Genomic DNA, 24,703 nt, shown 5'->3' with positions numbered 1-24,703 from the left:
ATTCAAATCCATTTGTCCGCAAGTTCGTGTTTTATTTTTTCAACATTCCTGTTCCTCATTCTCCGGCATCCACCACCCGATACTGCAAAACCTCAAAAGAAATCTGTGTGGACAAGCTTTGCAGTTGTTCCAGCCGAGCATGTTCTTCCCGTCCGGTCTTGTAATAATAGGGCGTCATCTGGAACAGATTCTGGATATCCTCCGGGTTGTCCAGCTTCAGCCAGCTGTCCACATACTCCGCCTGTATCAGCTCGAAGCCCTCCAGGGCATAATCCCGGACGGCATTGGGATAGGGCACATCGTAAATTGCCTCTTTCAGCCCCCACAGGTGCTGCTGACCGGGGATCACCATCATCATCACCCCGTTTTTCCGCAGTACCCGGCGGTATTCCTCGCCGCAATAGGGTGCAAAAATGGTCATGAGCAGATCACAGCAGTGGTCAGTTACCGGCAGATGGTAGACACTCCCCACGGCAAAATGCCCATCCGGGCAGCGTTTGGATGCCGCATCCGCAGCACTTTTGGAAATATCCACACCGTAGATCTGCATAGGCATATTCCCCTGTTCCAGTGCCTTCGCCACACCCTCTGTATAATACCCCTCGCCGCAGCCGGCATCCAGCAGTACCCCTCCGGCTCTGCCGTAGCGCAGCGCTGCCTGTTCCAGGGCATTGCGCAGCGGCGCATAGTGTCCGGCATCCAGAAACTTCCGCCGGGCACGCATCATCACCGCATTGTCTCCGGAATTCTTTGCGTGCTTACGGTTCGCCGGAAGCAGATTCACATAGCCGCTCCGTGCCATATCAAAGGTATGTCCCTTGGTACAGCTCCAGCACCGCCCCCGATGCTGCATAAAAGTACCGCAGACCGGGCATTTCCAAACACTCATTGCAACGCACCTCCTGCCAGAACTGCCGCCGGATCAGCACCAGGCATACAGAATACCTCTGCCTCCGGATACACTGCGCAGATAGTGTCGTGTAAGATCTGCGCAGCCATCCGCTCTGTACCATAGTGACCGCAGTCGAACAGCGACAGCCCCAGGAATTCCGCCGCATACCAGCGGTCGTGCTTGATATCTCCGGTAATCAGAGCATCACAGCCCTGCGCTGCTGCCAGTTCCAACAGGGACGCACTGGAACCGGAACTGAATGCGACTTTTCGGATAGGCTTGTTTCCATTGGAAAAACGCACTGCCGGACAGCTGAACGCCGTCTGCAACTGCTTTGCCAGCTCCTCCGGCATCCATTCCCTCCGGCTCATATCAACCCAGCCGAAACCCCGTCCGTCTTTCCAGGTGGGTTCCAGTACTGCCAGATTTCCCTCCAGCAGCAAGGCATCCTTCAGCTGCGTATGAGCATACATATTCAAGCCCTCCGGTGCAACGTCCAGAGGCGTATGAACGCAGATGGCAGCAATACCATGAGCTGCCATCTGATATACAGGGTTGGAAACCGGCAGTGTTTTCAGGGGCGAAAAGATCACCGGATGGTGTGCCACAATGAGCTGTACTTCCCGCTGCACTGCCTCTGAGATCAGCTCTACCGAAATATCCAGGGTGGTCAGAATCCGCTGTGCCGGCTGGCACATGCTGCCCACAAGGAGACCAGAATTGTCCCAGGATTCCTGGGACGCAAAGGGTGCAAATGTATCAATGGCTTCATAGATGTTTCCGACTGTCAGCATTTGGATTCCTCCCATGTATGTTCCATTTGTTCCAGCTGTGCCGCAGCTGCTTTCCATTTCTGTGCATCGGGCTGCCCTGCCGTCTCCAGCTGCTGTGCCAGTTTCTGAAAACGTACTCGTTTCCAGCTGGCATAACGCTGTGCCGTTTTCTCCGTCCAGTCCGGACAACCCACTTCCTGTTCCAGAACGCTCAAAGTACGTGATATGCCGTCATACCGTGCATCCAGGATCATGTAGAATTTCTCCCCCTCTGCGATCACACGCTCCCTCCAGCCGAAGCCCTGTGCCACCAGCCACTGCCGGAGTGTGGGAATTTTTGTCATGGGCTGCAAGATCAGGTGCACCTCATTTTTCCATGAACATTGCTCCAGAATATGCACAATAGTCTCGCCGCCCATGCCGGCAATGACCACATCGGTGATACCCTCCGGCTGTACCTGTTCCAATCCATCACAGAGGATCAATTCCGTCTGTGCCAGCACATCGGCTTCGCTGAGGGTATGGCGTGCAGCATCCAACGGTCCCTGGTGGATATCTGTGGCAACGGCACGGGTGCAGATGCCCTTTTGCAGCAGTTCTGCGGTAAGATAGGCGTGATCTGTTCCCACATCACAGACAACACCGCCCTTTGTCACCAGTGCCGCACAGGCGGCGAGACGTTTGGTCAGCATGTGATTTGTCTCCTTTCTATAAGAGAATTCGCATAACATATAATGTAGGGGCGAACATTGTTCGGCCGTGCTTTCAATTTATTGAAACGTTTCACCTGCGAGACGACCAATGGCCGCCCTTACATTTGCACCGAATTCGTGCAATCGTAGGGAGTGCATACCGCATTTTCGCACTACCGGCGAACAAAAATTGCTCCGCCGTCAAAATCTACCATCCAAAAGGGCAGAATTCACACGGGGAGCAATCTGAAAAAACGATTTTACTTGACATCACCGGCTGCGATCTGCTTGTTTAACTCTTCCAGCAGTTCATCCGGATCAATGCCGTGCACCATGCAGGCCTCTTCCACAGTTTCTCCACGAGAAGCCGGGCAGCCAAGACAGTGCATACCGATTGCCATAAACAGCGGAGCCGTCTGGGGCGCAATGTCCAGAATATCACCGATGATGGTTTCCTTAGTAATCATTGCCATATTCTAACACCTCCTGTCTGTGCATCATACAGCAATTTGCTGCACCTGCAAAAATAGCGTACCCGAAACCAGGTGCTGCTATGCAGACAAAAAGAACAGCGTAACTGTTATACAGTCACAATACCGCATCATTGGAGTGGGATTTATGCCTCTTCCTTCATTTTGGCATAGCATGCACTGCAATAAATCGGACGGCCTTCACGAGGCTGGAACGGAACTCTTGCCTCACCGCCACAGGAATCACAGACAGCAGTGAACATTTCACGCTCCGGTCTCGGCGCATTGCCACGCTTTGCATCACGGCACGCCTTGCAGCGCTTCGGCTCATTTACAAAGCCTCTTTCTGCGTAAAATTCCTGCTCGCCGGCAGTGAAAACGAATTCTGCTCCGCAGTCCTTGCATACCAAAGTCTTGTCTTCGTACATAGTGTAACCTTACCTTTCCCGAGGCATCCCTTTTGCGGTTCCTCGTGCCGGAACGCTCCGGCAATTCAATTAAAAAAATATTCCCGGTGCAATCCCATCACACCGTGTCTTCCGCCGCCGCACGAAGCTTCCGGCGTGCACGCTGCAACGCATTATCCACTGATTTGACAGACATGTGCAATTTCTGCGCAGCTTGCGCATAAGAAGCACCGCCATAGATCAGCATGCAAACCTGATATTCCCGCCGGGATAAGCGGTTCACCATGGCACAAATCATTGCCGCAGTCTGGGCTCGGCTCTGTACCACAGAGTCCGGCGAACGTGACGGATCTTGTACCTGAGAGAGCGGCGGCACATCCGACGCCCCCACAGGAAGCGGCAGATTGCGGCATCGCCGCAAGGCAGATACAATGCTGTTTGTCACGCATTTCCCCGCATAGGCAGAAAACGGCACGCCGCGTATGCGCTCATACCGGCATGCCGCAGAGATCAGACCCAAAAAGCCCTCCTGTGCGAGATCCTCGGCATCGGAATTTCCCTGATATTGCCGTACCTGACGCCACACGAGACCAGTGTATCGTGTGATCAGGACTTCCATTGCCTGACGGTTCTGTCTCGCCAGAAGCACAAGCTCCTCATCCGGTAATTGTTCAAAAGGTACCGGCTTCAACACTCATTCCCCTATCAATCCGTGAAATTGTTCAGTTTGCTATTGCTCAGGAAATGCAGCATGTACTGCATCACACAGCACATCCGCACTTTTTATATTATATCGGAAAAACAGAAAATTGTCAATAACATTCCTGCGAATTCTCTGACCTGTCTGCAAAACCGGCATTTCTCCCAGTTTTGCAGTCGGTTTTTCCAGCAATATGCACAGATTTATGCGTTTGCGCCAAAAAAGCCCCAGCACATAAAAGCACCAGGGCTGAATTTTTTCAAGATCCTTTTTATAAAAAGGCTTATTTGCGATCCAGAATATTGAAGATCGCCATAAGATCATCATCTACCGGCGGTGTCTGAGGCTGTGCCGGAGCGGCATTCTGTGCACCGCTGACTTTCACGTCTTTGACCAGAGGATTGTCCACCGGAATGGGTTCTTCCTGCACCGGTGCATCCGGGTCTTCTATGTCGAAGCCGGCAGCGATCACGGTAATGGTCATCTCATCCTGCATATCTTCCTTGAAAGCAGTACCGAAGATAAACTCTACATCGTCGGCTGCCTTGTCGGTGATCATCTTGGTTGCAACATCCACATCGGAAGAGAGGATATCCTCGCTCATAGCGATATTGATAAGCAGTCGTCTTGCGCCGGCAATCGAAGTCTCCAGCAGCGGACTTGCGATAACTGCGTTTGCTGCTTCCTTTGCCTTGTCCTTGCCGGAACCGTGACCGATCGCCATATGCGCATAGCCAGCACCCTTCATAATCGTGGAAACGTCTGCGAAGTCCAGGTTGATATAGCCTTCTTCTACGATCAGATCGGAAATGCTCTTGACGCCGGTTTTGAGCACATCGTCAGCCAGTGCGAAAGATTCCCGCATGGTCAAGGGCTTGTCCAGACCTTCCAGCAGCTTTTCATTCGGGATCACGATCAGGGAATCCACATACTTGCGAAGTTCTGCAATGCCGTTTTCTGCCTGGATCATCTTCTGTTCCCGTTCAAAAGCAAAAGGCTTAGTGACAACAGCCACTGTCAGGATACCAGCCTCCTGTGCCAGACGAGCTACGACAGGAGCTGCACCAGTACCAGTGCCGCCGCCCATGCCGGCAGTGATGAATACCATATCAGCACCCTTGAGTGCAGCCTCGATCTCATCCTTGTTCTCTTCTGCGCTATTTTTGCCAACTTCCGGCTTGTTGCCTGCACCACGCCCCTTTGTCAGCTTTGCACCGATCTGGATCTTAGTGGTTGCCTTTGAATTGTTCAATGCCTTTGCATCGGTATTGACTGCAATATACTCAATATCATTTACATCGGAAGATGCCATGCAATTGAGCGCATTTCCGCCGCCGCCGCCGACACCGATCACCTTAATATTCACATCGGGATCAAACGCATCTTCATAGATAAAATCAGTCATCTCAACATTTCCTCCTACAAGAACTTCTATCACAAGCTGTATATTACCCGTATTGTCATTCCGCAAACACGGATTTCTTTCTCTGGAAATACACTTATTATCTTAACACATTTCTGCAAACATTGCAAGCCTTTTTTCGAAATAAATTGTGTTTTTCCTTTTCCCACAAGATTTTACCGGGAATGAAGTCAGATTTTCACAATTTTATACAGATTTTTGAAAAAGCCATTGGGGTATGTGCAGAAAAAATCGTTATTGCCAGTCATTTTCCGCCGTTGTTGTTTCAGTGGTCGTGGAGATCGGGTCACCGTTTTCGTCAGTTTCCACCACAGGATCACCATTTTCATCCGTTGCCAGGGTAGTCATGGGTGCTGTGGTTTGCTGCTCCACGGCCTCCTTATCCCGGTAGGAACACTGGTGATCGCCCACCATAGAAAGATAGCCGATCTTGTCTGATGAAAGCTTTGTGAGAACCGTTTCTGCCAGAGTTACCTTATATTCCAAATCACTCCAGTTCCCCAGAGAAAATTCCACCCGGTTGTCAAAGGTCAGCGCAATGTCATATTTATCCGTCAGGTCAATGGCAGTAATGGGGCAATCCAGTCCTTTTGCAGTGAGCTCTGTCAAGGCTTGAAAGATCGCATCCTTCTGGCTGTCCTTTGAAGCAAGCATTTGTCCGGGTTCCCGCACCTCTGCCTCAAATCCTGTGATCGTAGGCAAAGAAGCATCCGTCTCCGGACTGTTTTTTAAGATCTTTCCAGAAACATCCACCTGAAGTGTCCCACTGTCATCTACCACATTGTATGCCGGTTCGCTGGGTGTAACAGTAATCACCAATTCATCAGGAAATTCCTTTTTCACAGTGACGCTTTCCACAAAATAACATTCACTGAGTACATTCTGCTTCACTTCATCTGCATCCACTCGCATCAGATTATCACCTGTGTGCACACCAGATGCATGGGCAATATCATCCTTCGAATACTGGGATGCACTGCCGTCGACCACAATTGTCTGAATATTAAAAAACACAGTCCTGGAAAGCGCAACGCCGACGAACACCACCAGAACCGCAACGACCAGACCATACAAAGGGCGCATCCGGTTCCGGCGGCGTATCCGCCGGGCATTATTATGACGCTGGATTTCTGTTTTTTCCACATCCTGCATCGTTGAATCCTCCCTGCCCGGAACCCAGAAGCCATGGGGCATTTCTCTGTGTCCGTTTTCTTAATTATCATCATCCACTCGTGTGACACGGCCGCCTACACCGCAAAGCACGGTCTCAATGGACTCATATCCACGGTCAATATGGGAAATCTGCCGGATCTCCGTCCGTCCCTGTGCTGCCAATCCGGCGAGCACCATTGCTGCACCGCCCCGGAGATCCGTGGCAGCAACCGCTGCACCGCTAAGGGATCGCACCCCAGTGACAACAGCGATCCTTCCAGAAACATGGATCTTTGCGCCCATTTTCACCAGAGCGTCTACATGGCGGTAACGATTTTCAAAAATATTCTCCTCCAGCACGCTGACGCCGTCTGCAAGGCTGAGCATTGCCATAAAGATTGCTTGGGCATCTGTCGGAAAGCCCGGATGGGGCATTGTCCGGATCAGGGGCACAGCACGCAGCCGCCTGGGTGCCAGAAGGTGCAGCCGATCCGGTTCCGGATACACCCGGCAGCCGGTCTGTTCCAGAACCGGGAGCATATTTTCCATGGGACGAGCACCAATTCCACGAAGACAGACCGTGCCGCCGGTAATTGCCGCTGCACCCAGATAAGTCACTCCGGCGATCCGATCGGGCAAAATGGAATAAATGCCGCCCCGGAGCTTTTCCACGCCGTCAATGACAATGGTGCTCTCGCCGTCGCCGGAAATTTTTGCACCGCAGGTACGCAGAAACGAAGCCAGGTCACAGATCTCCGGTTCTCTTGCTGCATTATGCAGCACTGTCTGCCCCTGCGCCAGCACTGCCGCCAGCATGACATTTTCTGTCGCCCCCACCGATGGAAAAGGAAGATGAATCTTCGCACCATGCAGTCCCTCTGGTGCAGTACAGTCCAGCTGACCGCCGTAAATGGAAAAATGCACACCCATCTGACGGAGTGCGTCCAAGTGCATATCAATGGGTCTGGGGCCAAGCTCACAGCCGCCGGGATAGGACACATGACACGCCCCGGTACGTCCCAACACAGCCCCCAGAAATATAATGGACGAGCGCATTTCCTGCATGAGTGCTTCCGGAATCGTATCCGACCGCAGGTCACACACACGCACAGTCACCGTATGTTCCTGTATCATACAGCGGCACCCCAAATGGGTCAGGATCCGGCAGGCAGCAAAGACATCTGTCAGCCGGGGACAATTCTCCAGAACGGTCTCACCGTCACACAGCAGTACGCCGGCAAGAATCGGAAGTGCGCTGTTTTTTGCGCCATGTAAGAAAATATCCCCCTCCAGCGGAGCACCGCCCTCGATCACCAGTTTTTGCAATCCGCATCACCTCTTTTTATTTTCAGTGTATGCGAAATCGAGCAAATTGGTGAGAATCATACAGATTCTAAGTCGAATTGTGCTGAGATATCGAAAGTTCACCTCGTTGCAAACGTCCCACCGGGATGTTTGCAAGGCTTCACAGGAGAAAATGGCTTTACAAGGAGGGGCGGTCTTGTTCGCCCCTCCTCGAAAAAGCTGTTGCTTTTTCTCACCACCCTCTCCGCGGCGCAGAAGAATGCGCCAAGGTGTTTCGCCGCCTGCGGGCGGCGACCAGGGCTTCTCGCCCTGGATCTCGCCAGCATTTTTGAAAAATTGCTGGACCAAAAAACTTCATTGCCAGGCTGCCTTTTTCAAAACGTGAAAAAGACATCTCGTTCTTTTACTTTGCCGCCTCATTTCTTTTGCACCAGACCCTCAATTACCTTCCAGATACGTTCCTCTGTATCCGGGATCTCCAGTCCCTTTGCCTTCTGTCCCATCTGGGTCAGGCGGTCACGGTCATGATACAATCGCTCCACTTCCTGGATGATCCGCTGAGGCGAAGCGTCTTTCTGCTCAATGACAATGGCGGCTCCGGCATCTCCCAGAACATTGGCGTTGTGCAGCTGGTGATTGCCTGTCACAATAGGAGATGGAATGAGAATCGAGCCTCTCCCCACTGCCTCCAGCTCCGCCAGCGTAGACGCACCGGAACGGCAAATGACCAGATCTGCCGCCGCCAAGCATACATCCATATCATTGATATACTCCGTGATCCGCAGACGGTTACTCTTCATAGGGATGCCTGCCTGCTGCATCGCCGCCGGAAAAGTTTCCTTTCCCATACCGCCATAGCCGTGAATGTGGTTGATCGCCAACCCTTTTTTCACATGCCACGGGATCAACTCTGCCATGGCTTCATTGATACATCCTGCACCCAGACTGCCACCGAAAGAGAGAATGCACAGTCCGTCATCAAAGCCCAGCTTTTTCCGTGCAGCGGCTTTGTCCGGATGGGAAATACCGCCCCGCACCGGAAGTCCCGTCACCGTATAAGCACAGTCGGGATGGAGATATTCCAATGCCTTTTCCACCGTCAGCATGACGTGATCTACTTCTTTTGCCAGCATTTTATTGGTTACGCCGGGAAAGGCATTCTGCTCATGAATGGCGCAGGGCACACCCAGATGAGCTGCTGCATGGAGTATCGGTCCAGCCACATACCCACCGGTGCCGATGGCAACATCCGGCTGAAACTGCTTCACGATCTTCCGGGCACGAGGCTGGGAGGTGGCGAGATAATACACCGCTTTTGCATTACGCTTGATGTTTTTCAAAGTCAGTTTCCGCTGAAACCCTGCCACGTGCATGGTCTCCATACGATAGCCTGCCTGGGGTACAAGGCGTGCCTCCATGCCGTTTGGTGTTCCCACAAAGAGAAACTCCGCCGAGGGATCATGCTGTTTGATGATAGAAGCAATGGCAAGTGCCGGATTGATATGGCCGCCCGTGCCGCCTCCTGCCAGTAATACTTTCATAGGTTACCTCCCTGCCGGGGCTGTGTCCGTTCCATGACCGCAGTATCCGCCGGTTTTCGTTCGTCCACATGATAGCGCACACGGGAAATGTTCAGGACGATTCCCATTTCCGCCAGCTGCAAAATCAGCGCCGTGCCGCCATAGCTGAAGAAAGGCAGACTGATACCCGTATTGGGGATCAGATTGCTGACTACTGCAATATTGAAAAAAGCCTGTAATCCAATGTGAGAAGTCAGCCCGATCGCCACCAACATCCCGAATTTATCTCTGGCGTGCATGGCAATGTGAAATCCACGGATCACCAACATTGCGAACAGCAGCAGCACTGTCACTGCGCCCACAAAGCCCAGTTCTTCACAGACAATGGAAAAGACAAAGTCATTTTTGGTTTCCGGCAGGTACAGATATTTCTGCCGGGATTCACCCAGACCCAGTCCGAACAATCCGCCGGAACCGATGGCGATCAAAGACTGGCAGGTCTGCCAGGTATCACCCAGGCTGTCAGAAAAGGGATCCAGCCAGGAATTGATACGCTTTCCGATATACTCATAACTGTCGGACATGAGAAAACCGACGACCAGCGCAGCCGCTACTACTACAATGCCGATCATCAGAAACTGTTTCAGATCCGCACCGCCCACGAAGATCAGGATAATACACATGAGCACAATGAGCACTGTGGCAGAAAGGTGGGGTTCCTTGATCAGCAGCGCCGCGGGAAGTGCCATAATCAACAGCAGCGGCAGCATTCCCTTACGGAACGACCGCATATTGTCATAATTTTTTTCAATGACATAGGACATGAAAATAACAATGCCGATCTTCATCAATTCTGATGGCTGAAAGTTGAAGCTGCCGATGGCGATCCACCGTGTTGCGCCGCCATCTGTAACGCCGATTCCCGGCACAAACACCAGAACCAAAAGCACCAAGGGGACAATATAAGCGCACACTGCAAACGTAGGCTTCTGAAACACATGGTAATCCAGCATACAGAGTACACACATGAACACGAGTCCCACGATGGCATTTTTGATCTGATTTACCGCATAGAACGTGCCATCCTCACCTTCGGCAATGGCCCAGGCATAGCTGGCTGAGAACATCATAATAATGCCAATTACCAGCAGTGCAATGACAATCAGGAAAAAAGCAAGATCCACCTCACCGTACCGTACATTGCGCTGCCACAAGGGAATATTGAAGTGACTTTTTTTTCGCTTTCCAGCAGCAATTTGTTCCGCCATATGCAACCTCCTTGGGGTTTCGGACAATGATATCTGCTTAGAGTCTGTTCAGTATCTGGGCGTGCGCAGATTGCGCAGTCAGATTTTTTGGGAGATGAAGTGAAAAACGGAGGAAATCCTTTGTGGATTTCCGAGTATTTTCGCAAAATCTTCCAGAAAAGATGCAAGCAAGGTGCGTGTGAAAAGATGCTGAACAGGCTCTTAGAATATCACAAGCAGCAGTCCGCACAGTCCGATGATGAGACCGAACAGAGAAAATGTAATGACAATCTTATATTCGCTGAACCCACTCATTTCAAAATGATGGTGGATCGGCGTCATTTTGAAGATACGGCGTCCCTCACCGTATTTCTTTTTCGTATATTTGAAATAGGTCACCTGGATCATAACAGAAAGGGCTTCCAGAATGTATACCAGCGCTACCAGCACCAGCACCAGATGCTGATGGGTGGCAAGCCCCACTGCGGCAACTGCCGCACCCAGGAACATCGAGCCGGTATCACCCATAAAGCATTTGGCCGGATGAAGATTCCACACCAAAAAGCCCAGGCATCCTCCGGCAAGTGCCATAGTAAACAGCGTGTACGTATTCATCTGGAGCTTGCTGCAAATGAGTGTGAAGATCAGCATTGCCACCAGTGTCACAGTGCCGCAGAGTCCGTCTACGCCGTCTGTCAGGTTCACCGCATTGGTCAGATACAGGATCACCAATACCATAAGGGGATAGTAGAACCACTTGATATCGAACTGCACAAACGCCAGGTCAATGACGGTATTACGGTCACCCAGGAAATACATTGCAACCAGCCACAGTACTGCCGCCACCACTTGCAAAATAATCTTCTGTATGGGCGTCAGACCCTCGTTCTGTTTCTTCGCCACCTTTGCGAAGTCGTCAATAAAACCGATGACACCGAACAGAATGCAGAACAGCACACAGCTCAGCACCCGGAGTGCCTCCCGGTCACCGCCGATGGAAGCTACATCCATAGTACCGAAAAACCGGTACAAGGCATAGCCCACTGCCGTGCCCACAACGCTGCCTACAATGAACAGAATACCACCCATGGTGGGCGTTCCCTGCTTTCCAGCATGCCACTTGGGCCCGAAATCTACCTTAATGGGCTGCCCGAATTTCAGTTTATGCAGCCACGGGATCAAGGCTTTCCCGCCCAGTGCTGCCACAACAAACGCCAGCAGTCCCACTGCAATATTAATCCAAAACGGCATCTTCTGCATCCTCCTCCTGCTCAAATATCACGTCAATGCAATCCTCCAAGTGCATTTCTCGGCTCGCCTTGAACAAAATCACATCATCCGGCCGCAGATACTGGCGGATCACACGGCAAAGCTCCCGGCGATCCTCGGTGTGATATACCGAGACCTCCTGCATAGCGGCTCGCTGTGCCAAGTAGAAGGATTCCTTGCCGAAGCAGAACAATGCATCCGCTTCGCTTGCCGCCGCCATTTCGCCCACCAATGTGTGCAGTTGACGGGACATTTCGCCTAGTTCCAGCATATCGCCCAACACAGCCACCCGTCTGCCCTTACATGGCAGATCACGGAGCACAGTCAATGCTGCCTTCATGGAATCCGGACTGGCATTATAACAGTCTGCAATAATGGTATATGCGCCCCGACGGTAAATATTCTGCCGCAATCCCACAGTCTGGTATTGTCCCAGAGCACGGCAGATCTGTTCCGGTGCAATGCCAGCAAGTCTGCCTACGCAGAAGGCTGCCAATGCATTCATGACATTATGATCTCCGGCACAGGGCAATACGACCGGATATTTCTCGCCGTCCTGGTCGAGAATAAAAAATTCCGTGGACTGTGCCTTACGCACAATATCCACCGCACAGACATCTGCCTTTGCAGACCGCATCCCATAGGTCACAACCGGACGGGATAGATTCCGCTTCAACGGTGCCAACAGCGGATCATCTCCGTTCACCACAAGGGGTGCATCGGATGCCATGCCATCCTGGATCTCCAGCTTTGCCTGCAAAATGCCTTCCTGGGTCTTGAGATTTTCGATATGGGAATAACCGATATTCGTAATGACGCCCATAGACGGCTGTGCTGTCCGGGAAAGGCGGCTGATCTCACCGAAATGAGACATGCCCATTTCAATGACAGCAGCCTCGTGGGAATCCTCCAGTTGGAGTAAGGTCTTGGGAAGACCAATTTCGTTGTTCAGGTTGCCCTGGGTTTTCAAGGTGCAGAACTGGGATTCCAATACACAGGCGATCATTTCCTTGGTGGTCGTCTTTCCCACACTGCCGGTGATACCTACCAGTATCGGGGAGAATTTATGCCGATAAAAGCCGGCAATACGCAGCAGTGCTCTGCCCGTATCCTTTACTACCAGACAGGGACATCCCTCAATGGGATACTCCGTCACAGCGGCAGCAGCACCAGCTTCAATGGCCTGCTTCACAAAATTGTGCCCGTCAAAGCGTGCACCGCGCAGTGCCACAAAGAGACATCCCTCCGGCAGGTCACGGGTATCAGTGCTCACGCAGGTGATCTCCGCTTCGCATGGGATCGGGCACTGCAATATTTCTTTTAATTCTGACAACATCCAAGGCTTCATCTGTCAATCCCCCAGCATTTTTATTTCAGCGTTTCGGTACGAGCGGCAGGCATTCACGCACAATTTCCCGTTCGTCCATATGAATGTGCACGCCATCCGGCAGCACCTGATAGTCCTCATGACCCTTTCCGGCAAGCACGATCACATCGCCAGGCTGTGCCAGCTGCATACTCCGCAGAATGGCCTCCTTCCGATCAACCACGACTTCATAGGGCACTTCGCTGCCCTCCAGTCCAGTGAGGATATCTGCAATGATCGCCTCAGGAGCTTCATCTCTGGGATTATCCGATGTGACCATGAGGAAATCTGCATATTTCGCCGCAGCCTGTGCCATTTTCGGACGCTTTGTGGCATCCCGGTTACCGCCGCAGCCAAAGAGACAGATCAGTCTGTCCTTGGTGTATTCTTTCACGCTCCGCAGAATATTTTCCACAGCGTCCGGCGTATGTGCATAGTCGCAGATCACTGTGAAATCCCGGTCGATTGGGATCACCTCACATCTGCCCCGGACACCCGTGCAGGTCTCCAATGCCGCCAGAATCCGTCCCAGAGGCATTCCCAGGGCATGACATGCCGCAACTGCCGCCAGGGCATTGGATACGTTAAACATACCAGTCAAGTGCAGATGCACCGGATAGGACTTCCCACCGCAGCACAGCCAAAAGCTAGTGCCGTCGGCACGGAGCTTAATGGCATCGGCATAGAAATCTGCCTGATTGCTGCTGCCGTAGGAGATTCCGGGACATGCGATCTCGCCGAAAAGCCGCTCGCCATAGCTGTCGTCTGTATCAATGACTGCCTGATCACAGCGGGAGAACAGAAGCTTTTTCGCCTGATAATACTGTTCCATAGTGCCGTGATAGTCCAGGTGATCCTGAGTCAGATTCGTAAATACTGCCGCATCAAAGTGAGTATCACCGATGCGCTGCTGCACCAGCCCGAAGGAAGAAACCTCCATGACCACATAGTCGCAGCCGGCATCTGCCATTTTCCGATAGAGTGCCATTAAATCATAAACAAAAGGCGTGGTATTGTCCGTATGCACTACCTGACTGCCGATCTCATTCTGGATGGTCCCGATGAGTCCCACAGTATGGCCGTTTTTCGTCAGAATATGCTTGATGAGATTTGTGATGGTGGTCTTTCCATTCGTGCCGGTGACGCCTACAAAGTGCATCTTCCGTTCCGGATGCCCGAACCATGCGGCGCAAAGCTTTCCGTACAGGGCACGGGTATCCTCCGTCAGGATCTGGCGGTTGCCCAGTCCCAGATCATGATCCACCAGTACCGCAGCTGCACCATGCTCCAGCATTTCTGCCGCAGCGCTGTGTCCATCGAAGTGCTCTCCCCGAATACAGGCAAAAACCATACCTGGCTGTACCTTCCGGGAATCGTCTGTCAGACCGGTGATCTCCTGATCGGGCAGAGTGGTCACTGCATTGTTCTCCAGCAGCTCATATAATTGCATGTTCCTCATCCTTTCTGACGGCACATACGCCGTTAATCGTTCACCTCGCCGGCAACCAGCGTCAGCGTGATGGAGGTGCCTCGCTGTACCTGGGTGCCCTCAGCTTCCGACTGGAACTGTACCAATGCACCCTCACTGCTTGCCGAAGCACCCACAACAGCATAATTCAAGCCATAATACGACAATGTTTCATTCGCCTGTGAGATCGTCATATTTTTCAGATTGGGTACAGTGACAAGATCTCTCGTGATATCACTTTCTGTATAGAGCAGCACCTTTCCGCCCTTGGCAATACTTGTGCCAGTGGTGGGAGATTGAGACACGACTGTGCTGCCTTCACCAACAATCTCATAGGTCAGCCCCAGCTGTTCCAGAGATGCCTTTGCGCTTTCCAGAGATGCGTCCTGGAGCAGCGGCACATTGACATTCATTTCCTGGGCTTCCTCGTCCGTGTATTCTGGATAATACCCCATGTAGGGCAGGATCTCCTGCATCACTTCCCGTGCATAGGGCGTCACAACCTTAGAACCGTAATAGCCGATTTCTGGGGTCGGATAATCTGCCTGAATCAACAGGATCATCTCCGGGTCATCTGCCGGCGCAAAGCAGCAGTACGATGCCACATAGTCGTCCTCAATGTCTGTTGTATTACGGATTTCTGCTGTGCCGGACTTGCCGCCGATGCGATAGCCCTGAATGTAAGCGTTATGAGACGGATTATTGTCCACAACTGCCTGAAGCTGTTCCCGTACCGTCTGAGAAGTCTCCTCTGAAATGATTTGCCGTTTTACAGTCGTACTGTTTTGCAGCACCGTATTGCCGTTGCTGTCTACAATATGATCTACCACATAGGGCGTCACCACATAACCGCCGTTGATGGCAGCAGAATATGCCGTGACCAGTTCCAGTGCCGTCAGTTCGTTGGTCTGACCGAATGCGCTGGATGCCAGGTCTACCTGAGACATATCTTCCTTTTCCACATAAGCACCAGATACTTCACCGGGAAGGTCGATGCCTGTTTTTTCCGACAGCCCGAAACCATGAAAATAATAGCTGAATTTATCCACACCAAGCCGCAGACCGATCTCCATAAACGCCGGGTTACAGGAATTGGTCAGTGCCTTTGTAAAGTTCTGGGCGCCATGACCAGAACGCAGTGAGCAGCCGATTTTTGCATCCTGCACCTGCAAATAACCCTGACAGAAGAAGCTGTCATTTTCCAGGTCGATCAGGTTTTCTTCCAGCGCCGACGCAGTGGTCACAATTTTGAAAGTAGAACCAGGAGGATTGATCTCACTGATCGCCTTGTTTCGCCACTGGGTCTCCCGGGCTTCCAGATAGGCATCCTGATATTCCTCCTCTGGCAGTTCCGCCAGAGCATTTGCTGTTTTGGTATCGTAAATTTCCGATGGATTGTTCAGATCAAAGGACGGATAGGTCGCCATAGCATAAATTGCACCGGTTTTCGGATTCATAATAATACCGGTGGCACGATCCTGCACCTCAAATTCCTGCACCATTTCCGAAAGTGCCTTTTCCAGATAATACTGCATGGTGGTATCCAGAGTCAGATAAAGAGATGCGCCGTCCTCCGCTTCATAAGTCGTGGAATAGCGATAGGGCATTTCCTCACCGTTGGCAGCCTGTGCTGAAATAACACGGCCGTCTACGCCGGCGAGATATTCGTCATACTGATATTCCAGGCCATACTGCCCATCGCCGTCACCGTTGGTGAAGCCAATGACTGCTGCTGCAAGTTCATTCTGAGGATAATAGCGGCGTGTGGTTGCCTCTGTGCCGATAAAGGCAAGATTCAGCGTATCAAAATAAGCTACGATCTCGTCTGCAATATCTTTTTCTACCTGGGTCTGCAAAACGTAGTACCTTCCGGATTTTGCAAAGGATTCCTCCACCTTCTGAGGCGTGATCTCCAACTTTTCCGACAAAAAGGTCACGATAGAGTCCTGAAGCTGGTCAGTATCCACCAGATTTGCCGCTTCTTCTCCATTCTCTTTGGCAGCCGCCTGTTTTTTTGCATTGGATTTTTCAATGGAATCCATTTCCTCCTGATAGAGCTTCGGATCTATGTACACATTATATACCGTTGCACTCCAGGCAAGAGCAGTTCCGTTTGTATCATAAATGGCACCGCGGCTGGCATCCAGAGTCATAGTGCCAAAATGATAGTTGTTAGCAAGCGTCTCATACTTGGCGTTGTCCATCACAGAAACTTTGAACAATTTTCCAGCAACAGCGAGACACATTGCCATGAGCACAGCCATACTCACCTTTGAACGCCGCCGCATCCGCATGGATGCCGAGCGTGATGGTTTTTCTTTCCTATTTTCTGTTTGTTTTTTCTTATCTTTTTCACGAATGTGCATCATCAGCCACACCTCCGGTTTCCATATGAACTATGCTTTTTTCAAAAGTTGCTTTATAATAGAATCAGGCAGGGAATCATAGTCATTACCCCGCCTGTTTCAACCGTCATTTTCTGAGATCTGCCCGCCGCCAGAAGTGCGGCAGTGCTTTTACACCTCATAAGACGGGAATTTCCAATTTTGCGGCAATCGATTACCTTGCCGCAAAACGTATGCCGGAATCCAGATCAGCCGTACAATGCCATCTGTCCGATGACCTTTTTTGTGCGTCCAGCGGATCCGATTCCAGATCCGACACCCGAATATTATCTCTTTCCTCTGTATGTTTATCCTAAAGGCATATTTTCTATATGAATTCCACTTTAACAGTGGTGCCGATAGATAACAAAATAAAATCCAGAGAACATCTCACACAATCTTATTCTATGCAGCTTAACCGCGCAGGTATGCCACGATGTCCTCAAACTTATGCTTGATCTGAACAAAAATGTTTTGTTCTTCCTCTTCAAGCACAACCTCATCTTCGGTTTGGATCTCAATATATTGAATCTGAGATTTGTCCAGCTTTTGGAGTCCCAGATGCTGCTCTGCATACTCCTTGATATTGCTGATGGACGCCTTCCCTTCCAGTTCGGTCTGCATCCGCACATTTTCACTGCGCAGGATATTCAGTTCCGCATTGGCAGAAGAAATCTCAGAATAGACTTCATTTAATTGTACATAGCTGTTGATTACCACGCTAAACAGCGACAGTGCAAGTACACCAGCAATAAATACTTTCAAGGCTGCGCCCCGTTTGCTGGGGTCGAACCGAAAGACAAAAATACCGTTGGATGGTGCTTTGGTTTCCTCCGGTTCCGCCGGCTGCGGCACAGATGATTTCTGCTTCGACATAAGCGATCAGCGGCTCCTTTCCAAAACACGCAGCTTTGCACTCCGGCTCCGGCTGTTCCGGGACAATTCCTCTTCACTAGGCACTATAGGCTTTCTTGTGACCAGCTTTGCATCTGGCACTCTGCCGCAGACACACTGCGGAAAATCCGGCGGACAGACACAACCCTGACACCAGGCAGCAAACTGCCGTTTTACCATACGATCTTCCAGCGAGTGAAATGTGATCACTGCAAGTCGACCGCCAGGTTTCAACACGGAAAATGCAGCCTGGAGACCTGCCTCCAGATGTTCAAATTCTCCATTCACAGCGATACGAATTGCCTGAAAGGACTTTTTGCACGGATTTTTCACCCGACGCACCTTCGGCGGTACACTGCTTTTGATCAGCTCCGCTAGTTCCGACGTGGTATGAATCGGCTTTTCCGCTCTGGCACGCACGATATTTTTCGCAATACTGCGGGCAAAAGATTCTTCCCCGTAAGTGTAGAGAATCCGGGACAACTCTGCTTCTGTGGCAGTATTTACCAATTCCTCTGCCGTCATTCCAGCCTGACTCATTCGCATATCCAGAGGTGCATCGCCATGATAAGAAAATCCACGGGATTCTTCGTCCAGCTGATGGGAAGAAACACCCAAATCCAGCAAGACACCATCCACCGGTACTGCACCCATCTCCGTCAATACAGTCTGCATTTCATCATAATTATGATGCACCACCGTCGCCGGGTGTGGTGCAAGACGTTCCGTGGCAACTGCAACTGCGTTCGGATCGCAATCAAATCCAATGAGACGACCGCCTGCTGTCAGGCGTTTTGCAATTTCCACTGCATGACCGGCGCCGCCCACTGTGCCGTCCACATATGTGCCGTTGGGGCGAATCGCCAGACCATCCAACACTTCCTGTAACAGAACAGGAATATGAACAAATTCCATGGGCGCCTCCTTTTAGAATCCCAGTTCCTCCAGCGTTTCCAGCATCTGCTTTGTATCAAAGGCGGCATTAAGGACATCCCATTTGGTTTTATCCCAGATCTCCGCCTTATTATTGGCGCCGATCACCACCACATCCTTTTCCAATCCGGCAAACATCCGCAGATCCTGAGGAATCAGCACCCGTCCCTGTTTATCGGGAATAAGGATACCGGCGCCAGAAAAAAGCCAGCGTTTGATCTGACCGCCCTTGGCTTCGGGAATGGCTGCCACCTTAGCGGAAAGACGTTCCCACTCCTCTTCAGAATACACCGTCAGACATGGCTGATCCAATCCTTTTGTGACATAGAATGACACACCTAAAATTTCACGAAGCTTCGTCGGAAAATTCAGGCGTCCCTTTGCATCAATATTGTGGTAATATGTGCCCATAAGGGAAGCCACATCCGCCGCCGCCTTTCCACAAAGAATTGGACAGAATACCCCACTTTGAGGGAATCTAACCCACTTTTCACCGCTATATTATTATTATACCGTATCTCCCACAAAAATGCAAGAATGAGACGGCATAATTGCCAAAAAAATATGTCTGAAAAATTGTCCATTTTTTATATAAATTGCACAAAAGCAAATATTTCCATAACACAAAAGGGACGAGCCGAAGCCCGTCCCTCATGGAATTTACAAAAAACGCAAATTAAATTATTCGTTGATTGCAGTTACAACGCCGGAACCTACAGTTCTGCCGCCCTCACGGATAGCAAAACGCAGACCTTCTTCGATAGCGATCGGAGCGATCAGCTCAACGTTCATCTCAACGTTATCGCCCGGTGTGCACATTTCAACATCAGCCGGCAGAGTGATGATACCGGTAACATCAGTTGTTCTGAAATAGAACTGCGGTCTGTAGTTGTTGAAGAACGGTGTGTGACGGCCGCCTTCTTCCTTCTTCAGAACGTAAACCTGACCCTTGAACTTGGTGTGCGGGTGAATGGAGCCCGGCTTGCAGAGAACCTGACCACGCTCAACCTGATCACGAGTAATACCACGGAGCAGTGCGCCAACATTATCGCCTGCTTCTGCGAAGTCCAGGGACTTACGGAACATTTCCAGACCAGTAACAACGGTGTTCAGCTTTTCATCAGACAGACCAACGATTTCAACCGGCTCATTTACGTTCAGCTTTCCGCGCTCTACACGACCGGTAACAACGGTACCACGGCCAGAGATGGTCATAGTATCCTCGATCGGCATCAGGAACGGCTTTGCATCGTCACGTTCCGGAGTCGGGATATACTCGTCAACAGCGTTCATCAAGTCGATGATCGGCTGATATGCCGGATTGCTCAGATCGTCCGGAGCTTCCAGAGCAGCCAGAGCAGAACCAGTGATGATCGGAGTGTCATCGCCCGGGAAGTCATACTCGCTCAGGGTGTCACGGATATCCATCTCAACCAATTCCAGCAGTTCCGGATCGTCAACCTGGTCAGCTTTGTTCATGAATACAACGATTGCCGGTACGCCTACCTGACGAGCCAGCAGGATGTGCTCCTTGGTCTGAGCCATCGGGCCATCAGAAGCAGCAACTACCAGGATAGCGCCGTCCATCTGAGCTGCACCAGTGATCATGTTCTTAACGTAGTCAGCGTGACCCGGGCAGTCAACGTGTGCATAGTGACGTGCATCGGTCTCATACTCTACGTGAGCAGTATTGATTGTGATACCACGCTCTCTCTCCTCCGGAGCCTTATCGATCATATCGTAGGCCTCAAACTGCGCCTGACCCTTCAGAGCCAGAGTCTTTGTGATCGCAGCAGTCAGAGTGGTCTTACCATGGTCAACGTGACCAATGGTACCAATGTTTACATGCGGTTTGTTTCTTTCAAATTTAGCCTTTGCCATTGGAATAATCCTCCTTAATGAAAAAATTTCAGCGTAAGGCACTTAACGAGAAGTGTTACGTATATTGTAGCAGATTCCAAGAGAAATTGCAAGTGTTTTTTTGAAAAAATCATTGGATTTTTCAAAAAATCTTTATTTCTTTCTGGAAGACATGATTTTTTCGGCAATATTCTTCGGAACTTCCTGATAGCTGTGGGGTTCCATTGCATACTGACCACGGCCCTGTGTGTTGGAACGCAGGTCGCTGGTATAGCCGAACATTTCGGACAGCGGCACCAGAGCGTCAACCTGTACAGTACCTGTACGAGATTCCTGACCCTGGATCTGTCCACGGCGAGAACTCAGGTCGCCGATAACGGTACCTGTATAATCATCCGGTACGATAACGGAAACCTTCATGATCGGTTCCATGAGGATGGGCTGTGCCTGCTTCATTGCTTCCTTGAATGCAATAGAACCAGCGATCTTGAATGCCATTTCCGAAGAGTCAACTTCGTGATAGGATCCATCGTACAGCTCAACCTTTACGTCAACGACCTCGTAGCCTGCCAGGATACCTGCCTGCATTGCGCCGCGGATACCTGCATCGACAGCCGGAATATATTCCTTCGGGATGGCACCGCCGACAACCTTGTTGGTGAATTCATAGCCCTTACCGGACTCGTTCGGAGCAACACGGATCTTAACGTGACCGTACTGACCGGAACCACCAGACTGCTTCTTGTACTTGTAGTCCACATCGGCATTGCCCTTGATGGTTTCCTTGTAGGATACCTGGGGCGCACCAACGTTTGCTTCTACCTTGAACTCACGGAGCAGACGGTCTACGATGATATCCAGGTGCAGCTCGCCCATGCCGGCGATAATGGTCTGACCGGTTTCCTCGTCTGTCCAGGTACGGAAGGTCGGGTCTTCTTCTGCCAGCTTTGCCAGCGCAATACCCATCTTATCCTGACCAGCCTTGGTCTTCGGCTCAATTGCCAGCTGGATAACCGGCTCCGGGAATTCCATGGATTCCAGAATAACCGGGTGCTTGTCATCACAGAGTGTATCACCGGTGGTGGTATTCTTCAGACCAACAACGGCTGCGATATCGCCTGCGTAAACAGTTTCGATATCCTTTCTGTGGTTTGCGTGCATCTGTACGATACGACCCATACGCTCCTTGTTGTCCTTGGTAGCGTTCAGAACGGTATCGCCGGCATTTACGCTACCGGAATACACACGGAAGAAGCACAGCTTACCTACGAACGGGTCAGTTGCGATCTTGAATGCCAGAGCGGAGAACGGCTCGTCATCGGACGAGTGGCGCTCGCACTCTTCGCCTGTCTCAGCGTCAACGCCCTTGATTGCGGGAACGTCCAGCGGAGACGGCATATAATCCACAACAGCGTCCAGGAGCTTCTGTACGCCCTTGTTGCGGTAAGAGGTACCGCAGACAACCGGTACCATGGTATTTGCAATCGTAGACTTACGGATACATGCCTTGATCTCGTCGATGGTGATCTCTTCGTCAGCGAAGAACTTCTCCATGAGATCATCATCCTGTTCAGCAACGTGCTCCATCAGGTTCTGACGATATTCCTCAGCCTTTTCCTTCATATCCTCCGGAATTTCTTCCACGCGGATATCCTTGCCCAGGTCATCATAGTATACATACGCCTTCATTTCAACCAGGTCAATGATGCCCTTGAACTCGTCCTCAGCACCGATAGGAAGCTGAATCGGAACAGCATTACACTTCAGTCTGTCGTGCATCATGTCTACAACGCAGTAGAAATCAGCACCCATGATGTCCATCTTATTGACATATGCCATGCGGGGAACCTGATACTTATCTGCCTGACGCCATACGGTCTCAGACTGGGGTTCTACGCCGCCCTTTGCGCAAAATACGGTAACAGAGCCGTCCAGTACACGCAGGGAACGCTCTACCTCAACGGTAAAGTCCACGTGACCCGGGGTATCAATGATGTTGATTCTGTGACCTGCCCAGTATGCGGTGGTTGCAGCAGAGGTGATTGTGATACCACGCTCCTGCTCCTGTGCCATCCAGTCCATCGTAGCAGCACCCTCATGGGTCTCGCCGATCTTATGGTTGATACCGGTGTAGAACAGAATACGCTCTGTTGTAGTAGTCTTACCGGCATCGATGTGCGCCATGATACCGATATTTCTGGTTTTTTCCAGGGAACAATCTCTAGCCATAGATGATCCTCCTTTTCCCGAAGCGCAGTGCGCTTACCAGCGGTAGTGTGCAAACGCCTTGTTTGCCTCTGCCATCTTGTGTGTATCGTCACGCTTCTTGCAGGCACCGCCGGTGTTGTTCAGTGCGTCGAGGATCTCTCCTGCAAGACGCTCCTTCATTGTCTTCTCGTTGCGCAGTCTGGAATACTTAGTGATCCAGCGCAGGCCGAGAGTCTGGCGGCGTTCCGGGCGAACTTCCATCGGAACCTGGTATGTGGCACCGCCCATACGGCGAGCCTTTACTTCCAGAACCGGCATTACGTTTTCCATTGCCTGCTGGAACATTTCAAGTGCATCCTTGCCGGTCTTTTCAGCGACAATATCAAATGCACCGTAAACAATCTTCTGGGCAACGCCCTTTTTACCGTCAACCATCACATTGTTGATGAGACGGGTTACGAGTTTGGAGTTATAAATCGGATCCTCCAGCACGTCACGTTTTGCGATCTTACCTCTTCTTGGCATTTTCGCTTCCCTCCTTCACAAAATTCATGAATTCACAGGTACTCGTTCGGGCGGTCTGAGCCGCCGACCGTCAGGGCCAATGGAGAGGAATACGCGCGGCGCATATATACGCCATCTATATTCATATCTCCACAGTTCCCGTGGTGATCTATAAAGCTTCCTGTTTCAATAGTTTGACCGAAGTATCTGCCTTCAGAAATTACTTCTTGCCAGCCTTCGGCTTCTTAGCGCCGTACTTCGAGCGAGCCTGCATTCTGTTTGCAACGCCCTGTGCATCGAGAGTACCGCGGATGATGTGATAACGCACACCAGGCAGGTCCTTTACACGGCCGCCGCGAATCAGAACAACGCTGTGTTCCTGCAGATTGTGGCCGATACCCGGAATGTACGAAGTAACCTCATAGCCGTTTGTCAGCTTGACTCTGGCGATCTTTCTCATAGCGGAGTTCGGCTTCTTCGGGGTCGCAGTACGAACTGCGGTGCAGACGCCTCTCTTCTGCGGAGAACTCTGATTTGTGGTCACTTTCTTCTTGGCATTATAGCCCTTCTGCAGTGCCGGAGCGGTAGACTTGTACTGCTGTACCTTTCTTCCTTTCCGAACCAACTGATTAAACGTAGGCATAATTTTCCTCCTTTACAAAAAAATAAATTGACAGCGGCAGCACATGACCGCCGCATGCTTTCTTATTGTAGCACAAAGCGCCCACCGTGTCAACGTGTTTTTAAAAAATTTACAATTATATCTGTAGTGTTACAATAGAAGTGAGACCTCAAGGGTATAGAAAAAGCGATTGAGATCTGTTAAAATAAAGTTACCACACTAAACCCAACAGAAAGGAACTCAATCACTTTATGGAAAGTATAGCACAGAATGCAAAAAAAGCAAGAGATATTTGCCGCATGAACTAAGCACGAAGATTCATGCAGTCGAAACATACCGTCAGACAGGCGATGTAAGATACATCTGTCGTAAATATCATGTTTCAAAAGCCTCACTGATGCGTTGGAATAAGCGATATGACGGTACAAAAGAGTCTCTGATGCCAAAATCACATAAACCTCATACACCACATCCGAACAGCCATACTGAACAAGAAATCAAGTGGATAAAAGACTATCACCGTAGAAATCCTAATATCTCAATATGTGAACTTTATGGAAAATTGAGAGAAGAAAAAGCGTATTCACGTCACCCCGGTTCACTTTATCGTGTGT

Annotated in this window: 22 protein-coding genes and 1 pseudogene; 1 reads left to right on the top strand and 22 read right to left on the bottom strand. The window is 50.8% G+C overall.

Annotation, left to right across the window (positions count from 1 at the left end; genetic code table 11):
- Positions 1 to 55 precede the first annotated feature (55 nt).
- The 22 genes from QZ375_RS06015 to rpsL all read right to left on the bottom strand — a co-directional run bounded on the left by QZ375_RS06015 (position 56) and on the right by rpsL (position 24,110).
- A complete protein-coding gene (locus QZ375_RS06015) occupies positions 56 to 889 on the bottom strand; it encodes a putative RNA methyltransferase (RefSeq protein WP_295216766.1) in 834 nt (277 codons plus the stop codon).
- Entirely contained in the window at positions 886 to 1,686 is an 801-nt protein-coding gene (locus QZ375_RS06010) for a Nif3-like dinuclear metal center hexameric protein (RefSeq protein ID WP_295216763.1), read from the bottom strand. Before QZ375_RS06010 ends, QZ375_RS06015 begins: the two co-directional genes overlap by 4 nt.
- On the bottom strand, positions 1,680 to 2,357 hold the full coding sequence (locus QZ375_RS06005; protein WP_295216760.1) for a class I SAM-dependent methyltransferase: 678 nt from the start codon (positions 2,355 to 2,357) through the stop codon (positions 1,680 to 1,682). Before QZ375_RS06005 ends, QZ375_RS06010 begins: the two co-directional genes overlap by 7 nt.
- Positions 2,358 to 2,617: 260 nt before the next feature.
- On the bottom strand, positions 2,618 to 2,830 hold the full coding sequence (locus tag QZ375_RS06000) for a DUF1858 domain-containing protein (RefSeq protein ID WP_295216757.1): 213 nt from the start codon (positions 2,828 to 2,830) through the stop codon (positions 2,618 to 2,620).
- Positions 2,831 to 2,973: 143 nt separating this feature from the next.
- On the bottom strand, positions 2,974 to 3,255 hold the full coding sequence (locus QZ375_RS05995; RefSeq protein WP_295216754.1) for a zinc-ribbon domain containing protein: 282 nt from the start codon (positions 3,253 to 3,255) through the stop codon (positions 2,974 to 2,976).
- Between the two features lie 97 nt (positions 3,256 to 3,352).
- Entirely contained in the window at positions 3,353 to 3,925 is a 573-nt protein-coding gene (locus QZ375_RS05990) for a sigma-70 family RNA polymerase sigma factor (protein WP_295216751.1), read from the bottom strand.
- Positions 3,926 to 4,217: 292 nt separating this feature from the next.
- Positions 4,218 to 5,339: a cell division protein FtsZ gene (gene ftsZ / locus QZ375_RS05985; protein WP_295216749.1), complete on the bottom strand. Its 1,122-nt coding sequence runs from the start codon at positions 5,337 to 5,339 to the stop codon at positions 4,218 to 4,220.
- Positions 5,340 to 5,591: 252 nt separating this feature from the next.
- The gene (locus QZ375_RS05980) at positions 5,592 to 6,509 is read right to left on the bottom strand and encodes an FtsQ-type POTRA domain-containing protein (protein ID WP_295216746.1); all 918 of its coding nucleotides are present in this window, start codon (positions 6,507 to 6,509) and stop codon (positions 5,592 to 5,594) included.
- A gap of 60 nt (positions 6,510 to 6,569) precedes the next feature.
- The gene (gene murA / locus QZ375_RS05975) at positions 6,570 to 7,835 is read right to left on the bottom strand and encodes a UDP-N-acetylglucosamine 1-carboxyvinyltransferase (RefSeq protein ID WP_295216745.1); all 1,266 of its coding nucleotides are present in this window, start codon (positions 7,833 to 7,835) and stop codon (positions 6,570 to 6,572) included.
- Positions 7,836 to 8,230: 395 nt separating this feature from the next.
- Positions 8,231 to 9,355, bottom strand: coding sequence for an undecaprenyldiphospho-muramoylpentapeptide beta-N-acetylglucosaminyltransferase (murG, locus tag QZ375_RS05970; RefSeq protein ID WP_295216743.1), 1,125 nt, complete (start codon positions 9,353 to 9,355; stop codon positions 8,231 to 8,233).
- The gene (gene ftsW / locus QZ375_RS05965) at positions 9,352 to 10,602 is read right to left on the bottom strand and encodes a putative lipid II flippase FtsW (protein ID WP_295216740.1); all 1,251 of its coding nucleotides are present in this window, start codon (positions 10,600 to 10,602) and stop codon (positions 9,352 to 9,354) included. The genes murG and ftsW overlap by 4 nt, the downstream gene beginning before the upstream one ends.
- Positions 10,603 to 10,803: 201 nt before the next feature.
- The gene (mraY, locus tag QZ375_RS05960) at positions 10,804 to 11,832 is read right to left on the bottom strand and encodes a phospho-N-acetylmuramoyl-pentapeptide-transferase (RefSeq protein WP_295216738.1); all 1,029 of its coding nucleotides are present in this window, start codon (positions 11,830 to 11,832) and stop codon (positions 10,804 to 10,806) included.
- The gene (gene murF / locus QZ375_RS05955) at positions 11,816 to 13,198 is read right to left on the bottom strand and encodes a UDP-N-acetylmuramoyl-tripeptide--D-alanyl-D-alanine ligase (protein ID WP_295216735.1); all 1,383 of its coding nucleotides are present in this window, start codon (positions 13,196 to 13,198) and stop codon (positions 11,816 to 11,818) included. Before murF ends, mraY begins: the two co-directional genes overlap by 17 nt.
- A gap of 25 nt (positions 13,199 to 13,223) precedes the next feature.
- Positions 13,224 to 14,666, bottom strand: a complete 1,443-nt coding sequence (locus QZ375_RS05950; protein ID WP_295216731.1) for a UDP-N-acetylmuramoyl-L-alanyl-D-glutamate--2,6-diaminopimelate ligase — start codon at positions 14,664 to 14,666, stop codon at positions 13,224 to 13,226.
- A gap of 32 nt (positions 14,667 to 14,698) precedes the next feature.
- Positions 14,699 to 17,053 carry a penicillin-binding transpeptidase domain-containing protein gene (locus tag QZ375_RS05945; protein ID WP_295216725.1) on the bottom strand — a complete coding sequence of 785 codons (2,355 nt, stop codon included), beginning with the start codon at positions 17,051 to 17,053 and terminating at the stop codon, positions 14,699 to 14,701.
- A 429-nt stretch (positions 17,054 to 17,482) separates the two neighbouring features.
- Positions 17,483 to 17,944, bottom strand: a complete 462-nt coding sequence (locus tag QZ375_RS05940) for a hypothetical protein (protein ID WP_295216719.1) — start codon at positions 17,942 to 17,944, stop codon at positions 17,483 to 17,485.
- A 6-nt stretch (positions 17,945 to 17,950) separates the two neighbouring features.
- On the bottom strand, positions 17,951 to 18,877 hold the full coding sequence (gene rsmH / locus QZ375_RS05935; RefSeq protein ID WP_295216711.1) for a 16S rRNA (cytosine(1402)-N(4))-methyltransferase RsmH: 927 nt from the start codon (positions 18,875 to 18,877) through the stop codon (positions 17,951 to 17,953).
- A 12-nt stretch (positions 18,878 to 18,889) separates the two neighbouring features.
- A complete protein-coding gene (gene mraZ, locus QZ375_RS05930) occupies positions 18,890 to 19,306 on the bottom strand; it encodes a division/cell wall cluster transcriptional repressor MraZ (RefSeq protein WP_295216708.1) in 417 nt (138 codons plus the stop codon).
- A gap of 270 nt (positions 19,307 to 19,576) precedes the next feature.
- A complete protein-coding gene (tuf, locus tag QZ375_RS05925) occupies positions 19,577 to 20,776 on the bottom strand; it encodes an elongation factor Tu (protein ID WP_295216705.1) in 1,200 nt (399 codons plus the stop codon).
- Positions 20,777 to 20,908: 132 nt separating this feature from the next.
- Positions 20,909 to 22,984, bottom strand: coding sequence for an elongation factor G (fusA, locus tag QZ375_RS05920; RefSeq protein ID WP_295216702.1), 2,076 nt, complete (start codon positions 22,982 to 22,984; stop codon positions 20,909 to 20,911).
- A 33-nt stretch (positions 22,985 to 23,017) separates the two neighbouring features.
- Positions 23,018 to 23,488, bottom strand: coding sequence for a 30S ribosomal protein S7 (gene rpsG, locus QZ375_RS05915; RefSeq protein ID WP_295216699.1), 471 nt, complete (start codon positions 23,486 to 23,488; stop codon positions 23,018 to 23,020).
- Positions 23,489 to 23,687: 199 nt separating this feature from the next.
- Complete coding sequence (gene rpsL, locus QZ375_RS05910) at positions 23,688 to 24,110, bottom strand: 30S ribosomal protein S12 (protein WP_295216697.1); 423 nt, start codon at positions 24,108 to 24,110, stop codon at positions 23,688 to 23,690.
- A gap of 271 nt (positions 24,111 to 24,381) precedes the next feature.
- On the opposite strand from rpsL, the pseudogene QZ375_RS05905 reads away from it, so the two are divergent.
- Positions 24,382 to 24,703 (top strand): annotated as a pseudogene (locus QZ375_RS05905) (IS481 family transposase); the annotation flags it as partial.

It is taken from the genome of Ruminococcus sp. (assembly GCF_019417665.1).
In the GTDB taxonomy this organism is placed as follows: Bacteria; Bacillota; Clostridia; order Oscillospirales; family Ruminococcaceae; genus Ruminococcus_C.
Note: the sequence above shows the minus strand (reverse complement) of the source record. Positions and strands in the feature narration are given on the sequence as shown.

Bases quoted from the DNA above. Each gene is read 5' to 3' on its own strand.
- QZ375_RS06015 (WP_295216766.1), bottom strand. From the start codon at position 889: ATGAGTGTTTGGAAATGCCCGGTCTGCGGTACTTTTATGCAGCATCGG.
- QZ375_RS06010 (WP_295216763.1), bottom strand. From the start codon at position 1,686: ATGCTGACAGTCGGAAACATCTATGAAGCCATTGATACATTTGCACCC.
- QZ375_RS06005 (WP_295216760.1), bottom strand. From the start codon at position 2,357: ATGCTGACCAAACGTCTCGCCGCCTGTGCGGCACTGGTGACAAAGGGC.
- QZ375_RS06000 (WP_295216757.1), bottom strand. From the start codon at position 2,830: ATGGCAATGATTACTAAGGAAACCATCATCGGTGATATTCTGGACATT.
- QZ375_RS05995 (WP_295216754.1), bottom strand. From the start codon at position 3,255: ATGTACGAAGACAAGACTTTGGTATGCAAGGACTGCGGAGCAGAATTC.
- ftsZ (WP_295216749.1), bottom strand. From the start codon at position 5,339: ATGACTGATTTTATCTATGAAGATGCGTTTGATCCCGATGTGAATATT.
- QZ375_RS05980 (WP_295216746.1), bottom strand. From the start codon at position 6,509: ATGCAGGATGTGGAAAAAACAGAAATCCAGCGTCATAATAATGCCCGG.
- murG (WP_295216743.1), bottom strand. From the start codon at position 9,355: ATGAAAGTATTACTGGCAGGAGGCGGCACGGGCGGCCATATCAATCCG.
- ftsW (WP_295216740.1), bottom strand. From the start codon at position 10,602: ATGGCGGAACAAATTGCTGCTGGAAAGCGAAAAAAAAGTCACTTCAAT.
- mraY (WP_295216738.1), bottom strand. From the start codon at position 11,832: ATGCCGTTTTGGATTAATATTGCAGTGGGACTGCTGGCGTTTGTTGTG.
- murF (WP_295216735.1), bottom strand. From the start codon at position 13,198: ATGAAGCCTTGGATGTTGTCAGAATTAAAAGAAATATTGCAGTGCCCG.
- QZ375_RS05950 (WP_295216731.1), bottom strand. From the start codon at position 14,666: ATGCAATTATATGAGCTGCTGGAGAACAATGCAGTGACCACTCTGCCC.
- QZ375_RS05945 (WP_295216725.1), bottom strand. From the start codon at position 17,053: ATGATGCACATTCGTGAAAAAGATAAGAAAAAACAAACAGAAAATAGG.
- QZ375_RS05940 (WP_295216719.1), bottom strand. From the start codon at position 17,944: ATGTCGAAGCAGAAATCATCTGTGCCGCAGCCGGCGGAACCGGAGGAA.
- rsmH (WP_295216711.1), bottom strand. From the start codon at position 18,877: ATGGAATTTGTTCATATTCCTGTTCTGTTACAGGAAGTGTTGGATGGT.
- mraZ (WP_295216708.1), bottom strand. From the start codon at position 19,306: ATGGGCACATATTACCACAATATTGATGCAAAGGGACGCCTGAATTTT.
- tuf (WP_295216705.1), bottom strand. From the start codon at position 20,776: ATGGCAAAGGCTAAATTTGAAAGAAACAAACCGCATGTAAACATTGGT.
- fusA (WP_295216702.1), bottom strand. From the start codon at position 22,984: ATGGCTAGAGATTGTTCCCTGGAAAAAACCAGAAATATCGGTATCATG.
- rpsG (WP_295216699.1), bottom strand. From the start codon at position 23,488: ATGCCAAGAAGAGGTAAGATCGCAAAACGTGACGTGCTGGAGGATCCG.
- rpsL (WP_295216697.1), bottom strand. From the start codon at position 24,110: ATGCCTACGTTTAATCAGTTGGTTCGGAAAGGAAGAAAGGTACAGCAG.